The sequence below is a fragment of the Vibrio sp. 1641 genome (assembly GCF_033339995.1).
Lineage (GTDB): Bacteria > Pseudomonadota > Gammaproteobacteria > Enterobacterales > Vibrionaceae > Vibrio > Vibrio alginolyticus.
Window position 1 is genome coordinate 17,992 of sequence record NZ_JAWOVP010000008.1, and the last position, 15,588, is coordinate 33,579.

The 15,588-nt window shown below is 46.7% G+C and carries 14 protein-coding genes; 6 read left to right on the top strand and 8 right to left on the bottom strand.

The features are described from left to right. Together R7Z47_RS16015 and R7Z47_RS16020 are read left to right on the top strand one after the other, a co-directional pair. Entirely contained in the window at positions 1–951 is a 951-nt protein-coding gene (locus R7Z47_RS16015) for an ABC transporter permease (protein WP_005384239.1), read from the top strand. 157 nt (positions 952–1,108) lie between these two features. Continuing rightward, positions 1,109–2,122: an SPOR domain-containing protein gene (locus tag R7Z47_RS16020; protein WP_186584562.1), complete on the top strand. Its 1,014-nt coding sequence runs from the start codon at positions 1,109–1,111 to the stop codon at positions 2,120–2,122. Positions 2,123–2,196: 74 nt separating this feature from the next. Here the strand turns inward: R7Z47_RS16020 and R7Z47_RS16025 are convergent, their stop codons facing one another. The 6 genes from R7Z47_RS16025 to R7Z47_RS16050 form a co-directional block, all read right to left on the bottom strand. Continuing rightward, on the bottom strand, positions 2,197–2,340 hold the full coding sequence (locus tag R7Z47_RS16025; RefSeq protein WP_012841245.1) for a hypothetical protein: 144 nt from the start codon (positions 2,338–2,340) through the stop codon (positions 2,197–2,199). Beyond that, positions 2,330–4,651, bottom strand: a complete 2,322-nt coding sequence (locus tag R7Z47_RS16030; protein ID WP_213987260.1) for an acid phosphatase — start codon at positions 4,649–4,651, stop codon at positions 2,330–2,332. The genes R7Z47_RS16025 and R7Z47_RS16030 overlap by 11 nt, the downstream gene beginning before the upstream one ends. A 262-nt stretch (positions 4,652–4,913) precedes the next feature. Next, a complete protein-coding gene (locus R7Z47_RS16035) occupies positions 4,914–6,473 on the bottom strand; it encodes a hypothetical protein (RefSeq protein ID WP_222712381.1) in 1,560 nt (519 codons plus the stop codon). A gap of 2 nt (positions 6,474–6,475) precedes the next feature. After that, positions 6,476–7,048: a sigma-70 family RNA polymerase sigma factor gene (locus R7Z47_RS16040; protein ID WP_065274990.1), complete on the bottom strand. Its 573-nt coding sequence runs from the start codon at positions 7,046–7,048 to the stop codon at positions 6,476–6,478. Between the two features lie 2 nt (positions 7,049–7,050). After that, on the bottom strand, positions 7,051–8,523 hold the full coding sequence (locus R7Z47_RS16045; RefSeq protein ID WP_239932356.1) for a chromosome partitioning protein ParA: 1,473 nt from the start codon (positions 8,521–8,523) through the stop codon (positions 7,051–7,053). 13 nt (positions 8,524–8,536) lie between these two features. Then, positions 8,537–9,889, bottom strand: coding sequence for a serine/threonine-protein kinase (locus R7Z47_RS16050; RefSeq protein WP_318130250.1), 1,353 nt, complete (start codon positions 9,887–9,889; stop codon positions 8,537–8,539). 219 nt (positions 9,890–10,108) lie between these two features. On the opposite strand from R7Z47_RS16050, the gene R7Z47_RS16055 reads away from it, so the two are divergent. The 4 genes from R7Z47_RS16055 (at position 10,109) to R7Z47_RS16070 (ending at position 13,105) form a co-directional block, all read left to right on the top strand. Continuing rightward, the gene (locus R7Z47_RS16055) at positions 10,109–11,116 is read left to right on the top strand and encodes a substrate-binding domain-containing protein (protein WP_017636149.1); all 1,008 of its coding nucleotides are present in this window, start codon (positions 10,109–10,111) and stop codon (positions 11,114–11,116) included. A 55-nt stretch (positions 11,117–11,171) separates the two neighbouring features. Next, positions 11,172–12,107, top strand: a complete 936-nt coding sequence (locus R7Z47_RS16060; protein ID WP_262606838.1) for a LysR family transcriptional regulator — start codon at positions 11,172–11,174, stop codon at positions 12,105–12,107. Between the two features lie 267 nt (positions 12,108–12,374). Beyond that, positions 12,375–12,779: an SMR family transporter gene (locus R7Z47_RS16065; RefSeq protein WP_005379135.1), complete on the top strand. Its 405-nt coding sequence runs from the start codon at positions 12,375–12,377 to the stop codon at positions 12,777–12,779. Further along, complete coding sequence (locus R7Z47_RS16070) at positions 12,776–13,105, top strand: SMR family transporter (protein WP_005478614.1); 330 nt, start codon at positions 12,776–12,778, stop codon at positions 13,103–13,105. The genes R7Z47_RS16065 and R7Z47_RS16070 overlap by 4 nt, the downstream gene beginning before the upstream one ends. 74 nt (positions 13,106–13,179) lie before the next feature. Here R7Z47_RS16070 and edd read toward each other — a convergent pair whose 3' ends face one another. Then, a complete protein-coding gene (gene edd / locus R7Z47_RS16075; protein WP_222712378.1) occupies positions 13,180–14,976 on the bottom strand; it encodes a phosphogluconate dehydratase in 1,797 nt (598 codons plus the stop codon). Continuing rightward, entirely contained in the window at positions 14,976–15,500 is a 525-nt protein-coding gene (locus R7Z47_RS16080) for a gluconokinase (protein ID WP_054730470.1), read from the bottom strand. Before R7Z47_RS16080 ends, edd begins: the two co-directional genes overlap by 1 nt. Positions 15,501–15,588 lie beyond the last annotated feature (88 nt).

Sequence of the window (15,588 nt, forward strand, 5' to 3'; positions counted from 1 at the left end):
ATGAGCCAATCAAATTTAACACCAGCTCCTGCTCCATCAGCGTGGCAGCGTTTCAAAGAGTCAGATTTTCTGTATTATTTCAAACGCGACAAAGTGGCGATGGCGAGTTTTACCGTCTTTATGATGTTCTTAGTATTGGCATTGGCTGCACCGATTCTTGCGCCAACAGACCCGTACGATCTGACGTCTATCGACATCATGGATTCTGAGTTGCCACCTTCGTGGATGGAAGATGGCGATGAACGCTTTGTGTTGGGTACTGATGAGCAAGGCCGTGATATTTTATCGACCATTCTTTACGGTTCTCGTTTGTCTTTGACGATCGGCTTTTTAGCCGTCGGTCTTCAGTTGATTCTGGGTATCATCATTGGTTTGTCGGCGGGTTACTTCGGTGGTCGTATCGATAGCTTCTTGATGCGCTTTGCGGATGTTCAACTATCGTTCTCAACCATGATGGTGGCGATCATCGTATCGGCCATTTTCAAAGCCAGCTTTGGCAGCGATTTTTACAGCCAATACGCAGTGGTGATGCTGGTGGTGATCATCGGTGTGGCTGAATGGCCGCAATACGCACGGACTATTCGTGCCTCGGTATTGGCAGAGAAGAAGAAAGAATACGTCGAAGCGGCGCGTGTGATGGGCTTTAAAGCTCCGCGAATCATGTTCCGTCACATTCTGCCAAACTGTCTATCGCCAATCTTGGTTATCTCGACGGTACAGGTAGCGAATGCGATCATGTCGGAAGCGGCACTGTCATTCCTAGGTTTGGGTCTTCCTGTTGATCAGCCGTCACTGGGTGCGCTAATCAGCATCGGCTTTAACTACATCTTCTCTGGTGCATGGTGGATTACTGCTTTCCCTGGCATCGTGCTAGTAACATTGGTTTTGGTTATCAACCTGTTGGGCGACTGGCTACGTGATGTATTCAACCCGAAACTGTACAAAGGATAAGAATTTTCCCACCAAGCGTTGTAAATTCACTTAATTCCTTCCTAAACTGAGAGCCGGATGCAAATTCCGGCTCTTTTTTTGCTAGTTATTCTTTGTTCACATTTTTTTGGCGCTTTTCCGCCATGATGACCTTACCCACTAATTTAGAGTGAAGTGTATGGAAATGAAGAAGGCCCAACGCCCATCTAACGTCTTCCAAGCAAGCCTGGCTTTGGGTTTGTTGCTGGTATGCGCCCAGTTTTCTAATCCAGTTGAGGCGGAGGAGTTCCTTTGCCAAGCCACTCAAGCCAGCGAGAAAGAATTACCGATGCTTGAGAAAACATGCCCAATTGGTAACGGAGTATGGGGAAAGAAAGTGCCGCAAGGAGGCAACTACCTCTACTGGATTCAATGCGGATTACTACCAAAGCCTATGTCACTCGCGAAAGCAAAGCCGCTTTACAGCAAGATTACGACCGACGTGTGGATGAAGCCTGAATCCAAAGGTTATCGCTGTTTGATTGGGCCTTACAAAGATCTGTCTGATGCGAGGGGAGATTTGCGAGGAGTCAAAACCTTGTCGAATTACAAAGAGGCGTTCATCCGCGTGGTTGGAAAAGAGAATAAACAGTCTACGACACTATCTAAACCCGCTGTGCCGTCGAAATCAGCCGCATCTTCGGTTAAGCCAACACCGACGGTGACCCCGAAACCCGCGCCAGTTCCTGCTGTGCGAGCTGATACCGACGCCTTTAAAGCGCGGGCAGAGAAGCCAGATACCAATGCAAAAAGTTCGCGTGATAGCTCTTCGTCTAAGCCTGTTGCTAAGACCAAAGCGAAGCCAATTGTCACTGGAAATGATGACATTGAAGTTCGGTTGAGAACTTCAGTACAGGGCAAAACGTACGTGGTCCCATATTTACTCGATCACCATAATCAGTTTTACATGGAACATGGTAAGCCGTGGAACCGCCTCAACTACGAAAACTCGCACAAAGTATGTCAGCAACTGGGTATGAGCTTAGCCAACCCTGCAGAGTTTAAAGCGCTGAGGGCGTCTGGGGTGATGGAAAAAAATCAATGGCCACTGCAACTGCCGTATTGGGGCAAAGATAAGAAAGGTTTGTTCGCCGATCGTGAGCCCAATCAGCTCACCGGGACCTCATTATTGAACGTGGTGTGCGTGAAATAACGACTCAGATATTGCGGTCAAAATATAGAAGAAAGCCCCGAGTTCGGGGCTTTTTGCGGTCTCAAATATTATCGCTATTTGAGTGGCGTTTCTTTGTGACAGTTAGAGCAGATATACACTTCTTTGATGCCGACCAATCGTTCCCAAAGTGTTCTGCGTCTTCTACGCAAATGCACGCTATCACAGCAAGGGTTAACGATGGTTGCTTTAGTCATCATCACCAGGCTCCAAAATCGGTAGTGAACTCGCGATGCTTGTCATGGCTTCTTTGCTGTTAGAGTACAGACCATATTCCGGCGCGGATTCATGACCGTTTTGTTCTTTACTCCAACGAATACCGATATAAAAATCACCAAAATCGCGGTTAATGTAACGATGACGAGTTTTGTAATCTGACTCTGAGCCCGTTTCTTCTAGAATCAGCAGTTCACGGTCTTCAGCATTCTGGATTTCCCAATTACCTGGAGTTTGGAATCCTGTTGGCATGAACGAAGTGTAGTTGTAAGTATCAGTGTCGTATTCGTACGCACCTGACGAGTATTTCAGGACTGTGTCGTCGCCTGTGCCATTACTTTCTACCATCAAGTCATGCTCTACCGTGCCGTGTTTGATGTGTTCTGCAACCGAAAGTGATTCTGCAAATGGGGTATTGCTTGAGTCCATCCAGAACAGCTCATCATCTGATATTTTAACGATCATTTGAGTGCCGTTATGCTCGGTTTTGTGCTGGTACAACATTTCATACTCGTCGCCGTAGCTGTTGTATAGCTTACCGTCTTTCAGCTCAACGTCGTTACAGTCTTTATTGTTGTATTCCGTGTAACCAGTTTGTTGGTCCAGATCGGCAAGAATGGCGTAAGCATCGTGTTCCCATGTGTCTTTTAGGAAGTCACTGATGTTCGCTTTGTACTCTTGATTCATCTCATCGTGGTTTGAACCCCAGCAGAATAGTAGGCCTTCAGAATCTTGCATCAACATGGCGTAGCCAATTTCACCATCTTTCTGTGCAAAGCTACCCATTTTCCATTCTTGACCGTTGAAGTGCTCGTGAGTGAAGCCCAAAGTCGGTACTACTGGTGGTGGCGTGACGCCTTCGATAACCGTTGGCATGCTGAGCGCAATTTGTACCGCGGTATGGCCATCTGTTGCGCTAATCGCAAGTACTGCTCCAGCTTCACCTGCTTTTGTTGGTGTGCCTTTAATGGTGATAATTGCATTACCATCCTCAGATACTGTTAGACCTTCAATGTCTACATAGTCCGCTGAGTAGTCGGTAATTTGACCGTCTTTATCTTGGAACAAACCAGAAATATCGAGTGTTTGTTCAAACACTTCACCTTGTTGTAGGTACCAACCATCAACGATGGACTGCAGACGCGCTTGTTCTGTTTCTACAACCATTGGTGGTAAGTTTGCCGATTCGATTTCGAACTGAAATACGGTGCTTACTGTACCCAAAACCTTACCTGACGAATCAATGTCTTGCGCCGTTAGAACAATCTCAAAATCACCAGCTTTCTCTACGATTGCAGTTGGATGTAGAACAATCAGGTTGCCAGTTTGCACAACTTCAATGCCTGTGCCTGCAAAGTTGTGCGTCAGTTTGGTTGTCACAAGGTTTTGGTCTTTGTCTGCAAATAGACCTTCAATGTCTAGCTCTAAGCCATCAAAGTCCACGCCTTGTACGATTTTTGGTAGTTTTTCTAGCTTATCTTTAGCTGCCTTTTCGACGATTTTGTTTACGGTTAGCTTGTTATTAACTGCCGTTTCAGGTGCTAAGGTGTCGCTGTCTGGGGTCGCGTCAGTGATGATTGGACGTAGATTTGGGTCATTGATGTTTTCGCCAGATGCAACAAGACGTTCCACTTCTTGGTTTGCCGCTTGAGCAAACTCCGTGGCTTTTTTCTCGTAATTCGTTGGGTTTTGTGCTTTCGAGTCGGTCAGAATCTGAGCGGTTTTATGTAGTTCGGCGTTTTTTGTCGCACCTTCAACAAAATCACTGTACAGATCAATTGGTGCTTCTTCTGAGCCTCCTAGCGCTTGGTTTACTTTCGCTTTCGCGTCTTCTTCACTAATGGCTGGATCTTTTGCCATTTCAATCGCCACAAGATCCGTGATAGGTGAAATCACGTTTGATGATGTTGGTGCACGGAATACGATTTCGTGCGCCATAGCTTGGCCTGGATGATCCATATCTACCGTGTATTTGCCAGCGTACTCTTTCGCATCCAAGGCGATGAGCTGTTTCTGCTTTGAACCGTTTGGTGTGATGGTCTGTAGCGCTAGAGTGCTTTCTGGTTTTGCATCCAATTTCAGTTGACCTTTCTCATCGGTCAGACCAAGGAATGTTTCTTGAGTGTCCCATTGGCCGTTGTTGTTCGTATCTTCAAAAACAACGGCATGCTTGAAGTAGCCGTCAAAACCTGTGATCACAACGCCGTCGTTAGCACTGTTTGAACCACCATCTGAACCGCCACAGCCTGTAAGAGCGATAGCCACTGACGCTGCTAGTAAACTCACCTTATTCATTATTTATTTGTCCTTGTTTCGTTTCCGAATGAGAAAGTCGCTTTTTTTATTATTTTTTTCTTTATATCTCACTAGTGAGATATAAGAGAGTTGTGTCTTTTTAATGACTATTGAGCTTAGGTTCAAGACACGAAAATCCGCACAAAACCCGTAAAATTTATTTCTATTTTTTGTCTATGATGGAAAATTTATAATTTGATCACGGTTCCAGTTTTATTTTGGGAATGATTGTTTTGTTAAAATAACCACCGGTAAAAAAGGTTTATTGGGTGTCGCTAAGGACAGGGGCGTGATAAATCATGTTGATCTTAAATTCCTCAACGCGATCAGCAAATTGAGGGTGAGGTTTAAGCACATAACTGTAGACTTCGCCTGGAATGAATATGTCGTAATCTGTGTATTCAAGGTTGTAAAACATAAATGTTCGTTGCCAGTAATTATCTGGCCATTCAGCACAATGTATTGGATTTACGCCGTCAAAATCCATTGAGCTAGAGATAATATCGGCAAACTCGCCTCGCCCCGCTACGATAGAGCTGTACCAGTAAAATAAATAATCATGACAAAATAGGTCATGTTGATTTGATTTCATATTGAGATCAGAGTCCAGCTTGTGCACTGGTTCGTTACCCTGAACACTTCTATCAAATATGTAGTTGCTAGCAGTCCCGTTTATGTAACCCCCTCCTGAAATGGGAAAGAGGTAGTCAAACAACGTTCCTTGATATTCGTACTCACCAGTGTGGACATTGATGCGTTTTTCCATCGATTGCTTGTTTTTTTGCATGGTGTAGCTTTCGAATTGTTTACCATCAAACACGGTGGTGAAGTAGTTCCGAGTATCTTCATGAACCTGAGATGGGTATTCTTTTTTGATGGTCCAAATTTGGCGTACACCTTGGACATAAACGATCAACGAGTCATCACTGATTTTGTACTTGCCCACTTTTTTCAAGTCTCCCTTTTCAGGACACTGGCGTTTGTTGTGTGAGGCGGCATAACTTACTTCGCCCCCCTCAAACTGAAAGGCCTCGCAATACACCACTTCATACGCGTACGCGATACCGGCAAGATTTTGTGTCGTCTCTAGGCGATAAACTACATCGCCAACTAACGAGTGTTCTGTGTCATTTTGATCGGGTGTGATAACGGGTAACTCAAAGCGCGTTGTAACCCATGCATGATCGCTATTACCGTGATAATCATCGCGCGCTGCTACCGCTAAATATGTGGTGGTTTTTATTTCCTCAGGCGCTCCTTGCACCATCATTTGTCCTTGGTTGAGGACTCTTAACCCATTGGCGTTTTCAAGCCAAATCTGAGTGGTGAGGAGATCGCCATCTGGGTCTTCAAAAAGCTGGTTAAGGTTGAGCGAATAACTCACCGGAGAGTTTTGTTTCAGCTCCCAAGCATAAATAATGGTTTGTAGCTGCTGTTCCACAGTGAGGTTGATGATGGGTTTATTATTCTCTGATGGGTCCTCTTGTGGTCGGCTGTTCTTATCACCCAATGCTGACTCGTAAAACGTGTTGTCTTCTGTGGTATGAAATGGATTCGTAACAGGGCCTGGTTGTCCTAAAAGGGCGGAGTTAAATGCGTCATCTCCCGCTTTTTTATGAGTGCGATCCAACGCAGAACCTGTCAACGCTTGCTTTACTTCAACTAAAGATGTGCGCTCATATTGACGATGTGCTTGCTGGGTTGACTTGTCGGCGTTGTCTGACGATCCTTCCACAGATGCCAAATTGTGTTTGTTTGAAATGAAGTAAATACCGAACAAACCGACGCATACTGCGCCGATTATCCAAAGCTTTTTGTTCATGATTACGTGTGCGCCATTCGTGATTGTAGCCAACTGCGAGAGAATTTGAGGTCTTTCTCTATCAGGCTTGCGCTGCATTCGAGTAGCTCACTGATTTCTTGGTTTTTCATGCCCATTAAATACTTGAGTTTGAGTGCGCTCGATTGGCGTGGATAGCGGCTACTGAAACTATCCAGAGCTTTATCCATGATAATCAATTGCTCGAAACGATCTTCTTCATCTCTCATCAATGTAATGTGTTGACGCTTTTGTGCTTGGTGCGAGCGTGCGTTGTCGATCAAAATTTGACGCATCACTTTGGCGGCCATCAAAAAGAAATCGCGCTTTGTTTCAATTTCACTCATGTCGCAGTTGGACATTTTCAGGTAAGCATCATGAATTAATGCCGTGGTGCTGTTGACGCTGTCTGCCAGTACTTTGTTGTCGGTGCCGTACTTTTCTGCATTTCGTTCACGCTCATGTTGGGCGATCTTACGCAACTGTAAATAAGCAAACTGATAGAGCTCGCTCTCAGCTCGTTTATCACCAGATTGCCATTGTTGAATGATTTGTGTCAGTGCTACTGCTGTTGTCATGGTTATACATCCTCGCTCACTTTGACAAATTCAGAAATGGTGTGGGTTTCAATGCGATCGGAACCGTCTTGGTTGCGCAGAACATTTTGTTGATAGCGATATAAAATGCCTTGCTCCCAAGTTGCACCAGCTGGCAAGTATTCCCAGGTGGTGTAATTGATTTCAGATGGGGTTGTTGACCAACGTACCATGACGTTCATTTGCGCGAGTTCGGCTTTGGGGGCGCTATTGTTGACCCACCACATGTCGGCAAATTCGCGGGTAACATCTTGGGTGTACAGGCTTGTATCGGTTGGGCAGGTGTCCGTATTTTTCGGCAGTCGCATGACTTGTTGATGGCGCATCAATAGGCACGATTGTGTCATGGACTGTTGGTGGTATTCGGTTTGCTGCCACACGCCGAGGTAGTCAATATCGTGTTCGCTAGTATTGGGATACGTAAACCAGAGCATTTCTGTGCGGTTATTGTGTTGGATGTTTTTTTTACGCCCGAGACCTTGTACTTTTTCCATCAATAACTCGGTGCTCGGATCAAAATTGAGGGCAACGGAGCGGTACTTCCAGTCGCCTTCATCATCGAAGTCTTCGAGAGAAAAGCCATTCAAGTCGTTGCGGGTGCACCCTGTGATTGAACAACCAACGATATTAAACCAATCCGCAAACTTGCTTATCGGTTCGACGACATCTTCCGTGATAGGGCGCTTCATCGAGAGGAAGCAGCCTTGAAAATGGTCGCCAATGCTTGGGTGTTCAATCAATGAGTCTTTGGTGATGGTGAATCGAGTTTCACCAATAGGAGGACGATATTTGGGATGATGCTGATAGCGTAGATCGTAAGCACAAGCGCGGCCTTGCCAATCCTTCTTTTTGATGACGATGTTTTTGAACGTTATGTCGCGAGGTTCAAAAATGATCTCATCAGAGGTAAAGTTTTTTTCAATGTACTGCTGGCTTTCGTTTAGGTGCTCAATCGCCTCATTGACAGATACCCAATCGAGATTGAGGTAGCGTTTAGCGTCATCCAGGTAATTGAGATCAAGGCCTTTGAGCTGGCTTTGAAAGTGAGGATCAGACAGCACACGGTTTGCTAGGACAATTTCCTCACGATTCTCAGGCGTGCTGTCGAGAGAAAGCAGCAGACGCGTCATATTGATGCTGCGGCTAGGTTTGGTTGTCGCCATCGTCGGCGTCAGCACTTCTTGGCTTGATAAGGTCGTCAGCAGATAACCTTTATCATCGTTACCAAGGAAGAAGCTAATTACATCACCGGGTTGGTAATGAAATGCTCCTTGCTGAGTGACGCCAGTGATATTGGAACTGGTTTTGTAATACAGGCCAGTCACTGGGGCGTCGATAAAGTAGCCTTGCTTCAAGGTTGAAGCTGGTGGGTGTGAAGTGGCAGCTGAAACGTCTGCTGCCAACGTGGACGTAGCCGTCAATGCAGACAGCCAAAATACCACTGAACGTGTATACATCTTGTTTTAAGCCTTATTGGTTGGTGCTGTCCTTAGACGCACAATTTGGCTGACAACTCATTGGTGTAGTTAGGTGCTTCTCTGGCACCGGTGTCATCATCGCCAACAACATTTTTTGTTTTATATGTTTGGGGATATCTGGGTTAGAGAGTATCCGCCTTCGTGTTAACTCCATCATGGAGTTCACTGAGAGATGTTCGACATTTTGCCCCTTCGCGTGGAAGATGAGGCGAGTCATTTCGTACATCATATCTTCTGCAATCTTCTTCTCTTGTTGCAGCTGGATATTCTTTTGCATCATGGCGCTGCCAAATAACACACCAGAGAGCACAATGATGCCTGACAATACCGAAGCAAGGGGACGTCGCTGTACCAAGCGAAAGGCGCTATACAATGGCCAGTTTTTTTTCTGCTCGATTGGACGGCGTTCGATAATTCGTTCGATATCAATGCGCAATGCTCGAACATTGATATATCGCATTTGAGTGGCAGGACGCGTTGCGCGTCTTATCACCCAGTAAACATCAGACCAAATTGTTGGTGATGGAAACATCAAAGCGAGAATTTTGCCTAAGGAGTACACGTCGCTTTGCTCTGTTAGAACCTGTCCTGCTTGCTGCTCTGGGCTGGCAAAATTTTGGCTAAACGCAATCAGCGCTGAGGGTGAATCTTCTCGGTTGGAGTGCGCTTTTTGAGTCAAGTTGAAGTCAAGCAGCTTGGGACGCTTGCTACGATCAATCAGTATATTTTCTGGTTTTAGATCGGCATGCAAAACCTGGTGCTGGTGGGCGTGCTCCATCGCCTGGCAGATCTGCTTAAACAACAGCAGCTTCTCCGTTTTTTCTAGCTTCTTTTCAGATAGATACTCATCCAAAGTTTGACCAAACACCCGCTCCATCACGATGTAAACCGAATCTTGATGAAGACCGCCGTCAAACACTTTCGCGATGTAAGGATGGTTTAGACGCGCGAGAAGTTGAGCTTCATCGAAGAGTGCGCGTTGCCCTAACACATTGCTCAAATTGCTTTGAATAAACTTGATAGCCAGATCTTGCTCGAACGTTTCATCTGCACGTAGAGCGGCGTATACGACACCCATGCCACCACGCCCCAACTCATGAGTTAGGCGGTACTTACTGATGATTTCTCCGCTTAGATCGACGTCTTGGTTCGTTGCCTGATGAGCACCAAAATAAAGTAACTGCGTTAGCTGTTCTTCCGGTGTCTCGTTGGCTAAAAGAGGAACGAGTTGTCGATACAGCTCAGGTTGACTTCGTTGCAATGCTTGGAGGTATTGCTGCTTTTGGGAGTCGTCCAGAGCAAGCAGGTGGTAGTAAATCTGGGTTTCGCTAGAGCCTAACTGCACTGTGACTAATGTCTTATTCTTTTAGGTACGGCATTTTATAAGAACTTTGATATAAATGTCATTTATTTATTCGGTTTTGATTCACAATCCATGAAACGCAATTTGATGGCTAGTGGAGTAATAACGTCATGATTTTGCGAATTATTTTCACTGAGCTTGTCGGCAGAGAGTCTATTCGTCATAATGTTACTTGTAACATTACTGATAAATCACATATTTATGGCTCAACAGAATAAGAAAACTCGTACGACATTGCAGGATGTCGCAGACCAGGTTGGCGTCACGAAGATGACCGTTTCACGCTACATGCGTAACCCTGAATCGGTGGCGGAAAAGACTCGGGCCAAGATTGCGACTGCGATTGAAGAGATGGGTTACATCGAAAACCGTGCACCGGCGATGTTGTCAAAGTCCTCCAGTAAAGCCATTGGTATTTTACTGCCGTCTTTGTCCAACCAAATTTTTGCTTCCTTTGTTCAGGGCATAGAGATGGTGACCAAAGCCAATGGCTATGAGACGCTTTTAGCGCATTTTAGCTACGATGAGCTTGAAGAAGAGCGCAAGATCGCGTCATTACTCTCTTATCAAGTCGATGGGCTTATTCTAACTGAAAGCCATCACACGCCGCGTACATTACAGATGATCAAAAATGCGGGCATTCCGGTGGTCGAAACCATGGAACTGCCATCGGAGCCGATTGATATGGCGGTTGGACTCGATCATGAAGATGCGTCGTACACCGTGGTTAAGCAGATGCTAGATACGGGGAAGCGTACAATCGTCTATTTTGGCGCGCGTCTGGATACGCGAACCAAATTGCGGATGCAAGGTTACGATCGCGCGATGACAGAAGCAGGGCTAGAACCCAAACATGTATTAACTGGTGATCATTCTAGTTTTTCTTTAGCGCATGATTTGCTCGAACGCGCACTGGAAACGCACCCAACGCTCGATGGGGTGTTCTGTACCAACGATGACATCGCAATTGGCACCATGCTGAGTGCGCAGCAACGTGGCATTCAAGTTCCACAGCAATTGGCAGTGGCGGGCTATAACGCGTTGGATATCGGTCAAACCATCAGTCCGAAACTGACCAGCGTTGATACGCCGCGTTTCCAAATTGGTGTAAAGAGCGCAGAGCTATTAATTGCGCGCCTGAAAGGCGAAACGCAAGAAGAAAAAGTCTTCGATATGGGTTATCAGATCACGTCGGGAGAGAGTGTTTAACTAATTGTTAACTGCTCTTTGTATTCGCTCATCAATGGTATTGGTAGGTTAGGGTATGGCACATCAGCTGGATGCATTGGATCTCAACTTAATGCGTTTATTAAAAGCCGTGGTGGAAAACCGCAGCATCAAGCTGGCCGCAATGCAGCTTGGCATTTCTCAACCGAGCGCCAGCCGCGGCGTGATGAAGTTGAAACAAGTGTTTGATGACCCGCTTTTTGTGCGTAAAGCACATGGGGTAGAGCCATCACCCATGGCGATTCGTCTCGCCGCCGAGTTCGACAATATGGTTGCACCACTGGAAAAAGTGGTGCAAGAATTTGAAGTGTTCGACCCGCTGCAATACCAAGGGCAGATTGCTATTGTAACTGACCCTTATTTGATGGATGAACAAGGGCAGCGACTGCTCACTGGTTGTCATCGAGCCTTTCCCAAAGCGCACTTTGCTTTTTCCAGCTGGAATACTTACTCGCACGATGAAATGTTAGAAGGCGAGCACGATTACTGCATTCTTGACCAAGAGACCGAGCTGTCGAAAGACATTTACATGCGCCCGTTATTCGTTGAAAAACGAGTGATTTTGGCGCGCAAAAACCACCCAACGTTGTCGAAAGTCAGCAATGATTGGGACACGGTGTCCAAACTACCACTTGTCTCTTTGCCTGCGCCTGCGTCATATAAACCGCTTTGTACCGTGGAGTCCGAGTATCGACGCATGGGTTATGAGCCAGCAGTGTTACTGAAGTCCTATAATTTGCGTTTGGCTTGCCAAATGTTGCAAGAAACCGACGCGATTATGTATGCCAGTCAAAGCTCGGCATTGTTGATGCCAGAACTCGCCTCTTACGCAATGCCACCCGTTAATCGTGAGTTTAGCCAGTTTGTTGTCTCTGGCGGTTTCCTTCAAACCAACCGCAACCATCCTTTGCACAGACACCTGCATAAAGTGGTGCGACAAACCCTCAATACGCCGCTGATTTTTACGCAGTGATGTCACTTTATGGCATAGGCTGAATGAGAGTAGATACTTTAACCTTATCAATATTGTGTGATTACATAGACAACTTACTTCTTAAGATATTCAAAAATGAATATCTCAATTACCTGTCTCTTTTTCCTACCCAGCGCTAACCTTATCTCAAATAGTCAGGAGAAGTGGCTCATTTTTATCTTTTTAACTTTTTGAATGTCGATACAGGTACGCGGCATTCACCATTCTCCGTTATGCATTTTTTTAATTTCTGATGGAGGATTAATCATGCTAGTTGCACGTCTATTTTTATTGCTCGCCATCGTTGCCGAAGTGGCTGGCACCAGCACTATGTCTCTTATCGGACAAGGGCACGGGTGGTGGGGCTACATCGTAATGTATGTGCTGATCGCAATCTCTTACTACTTTCTCGCGTTTGCCGCGAAGAAAATATCTATCGGTGTGGCATACGCTGTCTGGGAAGGGTTGGGTATCTCGTTGATCACCGTGGTGTCGATCATCGCCTTTGATGCCAACTTAAACCATCAAGAGTTGTTTGGTTTGATGTTAGCCGTTGTTGGCATTGTGTGTGTGACCTTAGGGGAATCACATGGTCAACCTAACGCCAAGAAAAATGCCGATAAACCGGCAAAAGAACGTTCATTTTCTACTAGTACAAGGTGCGAATCATGAGTCAATTTTTTACGATGTCATTTGGATTTGTCGTGATGGCTGCCTTGGTCGATATCATGGCCAATATGGCGCTGACACGCTCAAAAGGTTTTAAATACAAAGGCTGGGGCATTGCGGCGATTGTGTTGGTACTGACAGCATTCACGCTGTTGGCACAAGCGGTGAAAGAGATCGACTTAGCCATTGCTTATGCCTCTTGGGGTGCGATCGGTATCTTGGGTACCGCAGTGGGTGGAGCCTTGCTGTTTAAGCAGAAACTCAAACCAATCGGCTGGTTTGGTATCTTTGTGGTGATTGCTGCCGTCGTGGTGATGAAAACCGCTTAATCAAGCCAAACAAAAACAACGAAGACAAATACAAAGAGCGGAGTATCAAACTCCGCTCTTTTTGTTTGTCTGGCTTACACAATAAAGCTTGCGCCTTCTTCTGCACTCGATACGTTTTGGCGGATCACGCTAAACAAGCCTCGTCCCCAAGTTTGTTGGGTCGATTCGGTATCGAAATGAATCAACTCGCGACCAGTGGTATCGCTTAAGTTGTTCAGTTCGCCCGTTTGGCAATCCAGATGAATCAAATCACCGTTGCGCACCAAACCAATCGCGCCACCACGAATGGCTTCTGGAGAAACGTGAATCGCAGACGGAATTTTACCGGATGCACCAGATAAACGACCGTCCGTCACTAGCGCGACTTTAAAGCCCGCTTTTTGCACGTTACCTAAAATTGGCATCAGCTTGTGCAGTTCAGGCATGCCGTTTGCTGCTGGGCCGTTGTGTGTGACCACAACGATGCAATCTTTGTTCAGCTCACCACGTTTGTACGCAGCTTCCACTTCATGTTGGCATTGGAATACGATCGCAGGTGCAACAATCACGCGTTGCTCTTCTTTCACCGCAGACACTTTCACCACGGCTTTACCCAAGTTGCCAGTCAGTACGCGAGTGCCGCCAGTGTTTTGGAAAGTGGCGTCCGGTTTGGCGATCACGTCACCGTCTTGGCTGCCTTGGCACGATGTCCAGGTCAGTTGGCCATCGACAAGGCTCGGCAGCGTCATTTGGTCTTCAAATTCACCAAACACGGGTTTCACATCGCGATGCAAAAGCTCGGATTGGTTCAAGCGGTGCAATAACGCGGGCACGCCCCCCGCGTCTTGGAGCGCGTTCATATCGGCTGGGCCGTTCGGGTAAACGCGCGCTAATAAAGGAACCACATCCGACAGATCGCTGATGTCTTGCCAGGTGAGCAAGATGCCAGCAGCACGCGCCACGGCGATCATATGAATGGTGTGATTGGTGCTGCCGCCAGATGCAAGTAGAGCGATGATGCCGTTGACCAAGCTCTTTTCTGTGACCACCTCGGCCAGCGGACGGAAGTGTGCAGAACCCGCCGTCATTGAGGCGATTTTCAGAGCCGCGTGATCGGTTAACGCTTTACGCAGTTGGGTATGGGGATGAATGAATGCCGAACCTGGCAGCATCAAGCCCATGGCTTCGAACACCAACTGGTTGGTGTTGGCGGTGCCGTAAAACGTACACGTCCCCGCAGAGTGGTAAGCGCGACACTCCATATCCAGCAGAGCGTCTTTGCCGACTTCTCCCGCTGCGTATTTTTGGCGCACGTCGACTTTCTCTTCGTTGCTGATGCCTGTTGCCATCAGACCCGCAGGCACAAACGCCGTTGGTAAGTGTGCGTAAGAAAGCGCGCCCATCAGTTGCCCCGGTGCGATTTTGTCACATATGCCAAGCAGTAATGTGGCATCAAAGACATTGTGACTCAAAGACAACGCCGTTGATTGCGCAATTAAGTCACGTGAAAACAGCGACATATCCATGCCTGCTTGACCTTGAGTCACCCCATCGCACATCGCTGGCACACAACCTGCGACTTGCGCCGTATGGCCGTAGTCCGCCAGCACTTGTTTGATTTGCACTGGGTAATCTTGGTACGGCTGGTGGGCGCTCAACATGTCGTTGTAGGCGCTGATCAGCGCGACATTGGCATGAGTAAAATCGAGAATATTTTTCTTTTCAGAAGAGCAAGAAGCGGCGACTGCATGGGCTAAGTTACCACAAGATAAACCAACGCGGCCTTTACCTGCTTCGGCTTGGACTTCGGTGCGAGTAAGAAAGGCAGCGCGCGCTTCACGGCTGCGCTCGGTCAAGCGTTGTGTGACCTCAAGAACAACAGAGTGAGTCATTACGCCACCTCGATCGCTTGCATTTTGATTAGCTCAGCGGCAGAGCGTTCCACCACGTCGCTGATGTCTCCGTCGATACTGACGATCAGAGTTTGAGGCTCGTTGTCTGGGCGCTCTAGCGTCTCGAATTGGCTCTTCACCATGTTTTCTTTCATGAAGTGGCCTTTGCGCATACGCATGCGATTAAGGATCAACTCCCTATCGCCATCAAGGAACAGGAAGGTCACATTGTCGTTGCCTTCGCGGATCTGATCGCGGTAAATCTTTTTCAGTGCTGAACAGACAATAATGCCGTGTTCGTTTTTGCTTTCTAGGCTGTACGCCGCATCACGAATGCGTTCTAGCCATGGCTTGCGATCATCATCGTTCAGAGGCTGGCCCGATGCCATTTTCTGAATGTTCGCTCGTGGATGAAGATCATCACCATCAATGAATTTACGCCCTAGCTTTTTCGCTAGATGCTCACCAATTGTGCTTTTACCACTAGCACAAACGCCCATAACGATGACACTACTACCAGCCATAACTTATCCTCATAACCAAATTTGCGCGTGATCTCAATTTTTGAATTCACTTTAAAATATGGGTTTATCTTATTAATGTTATCGGTAA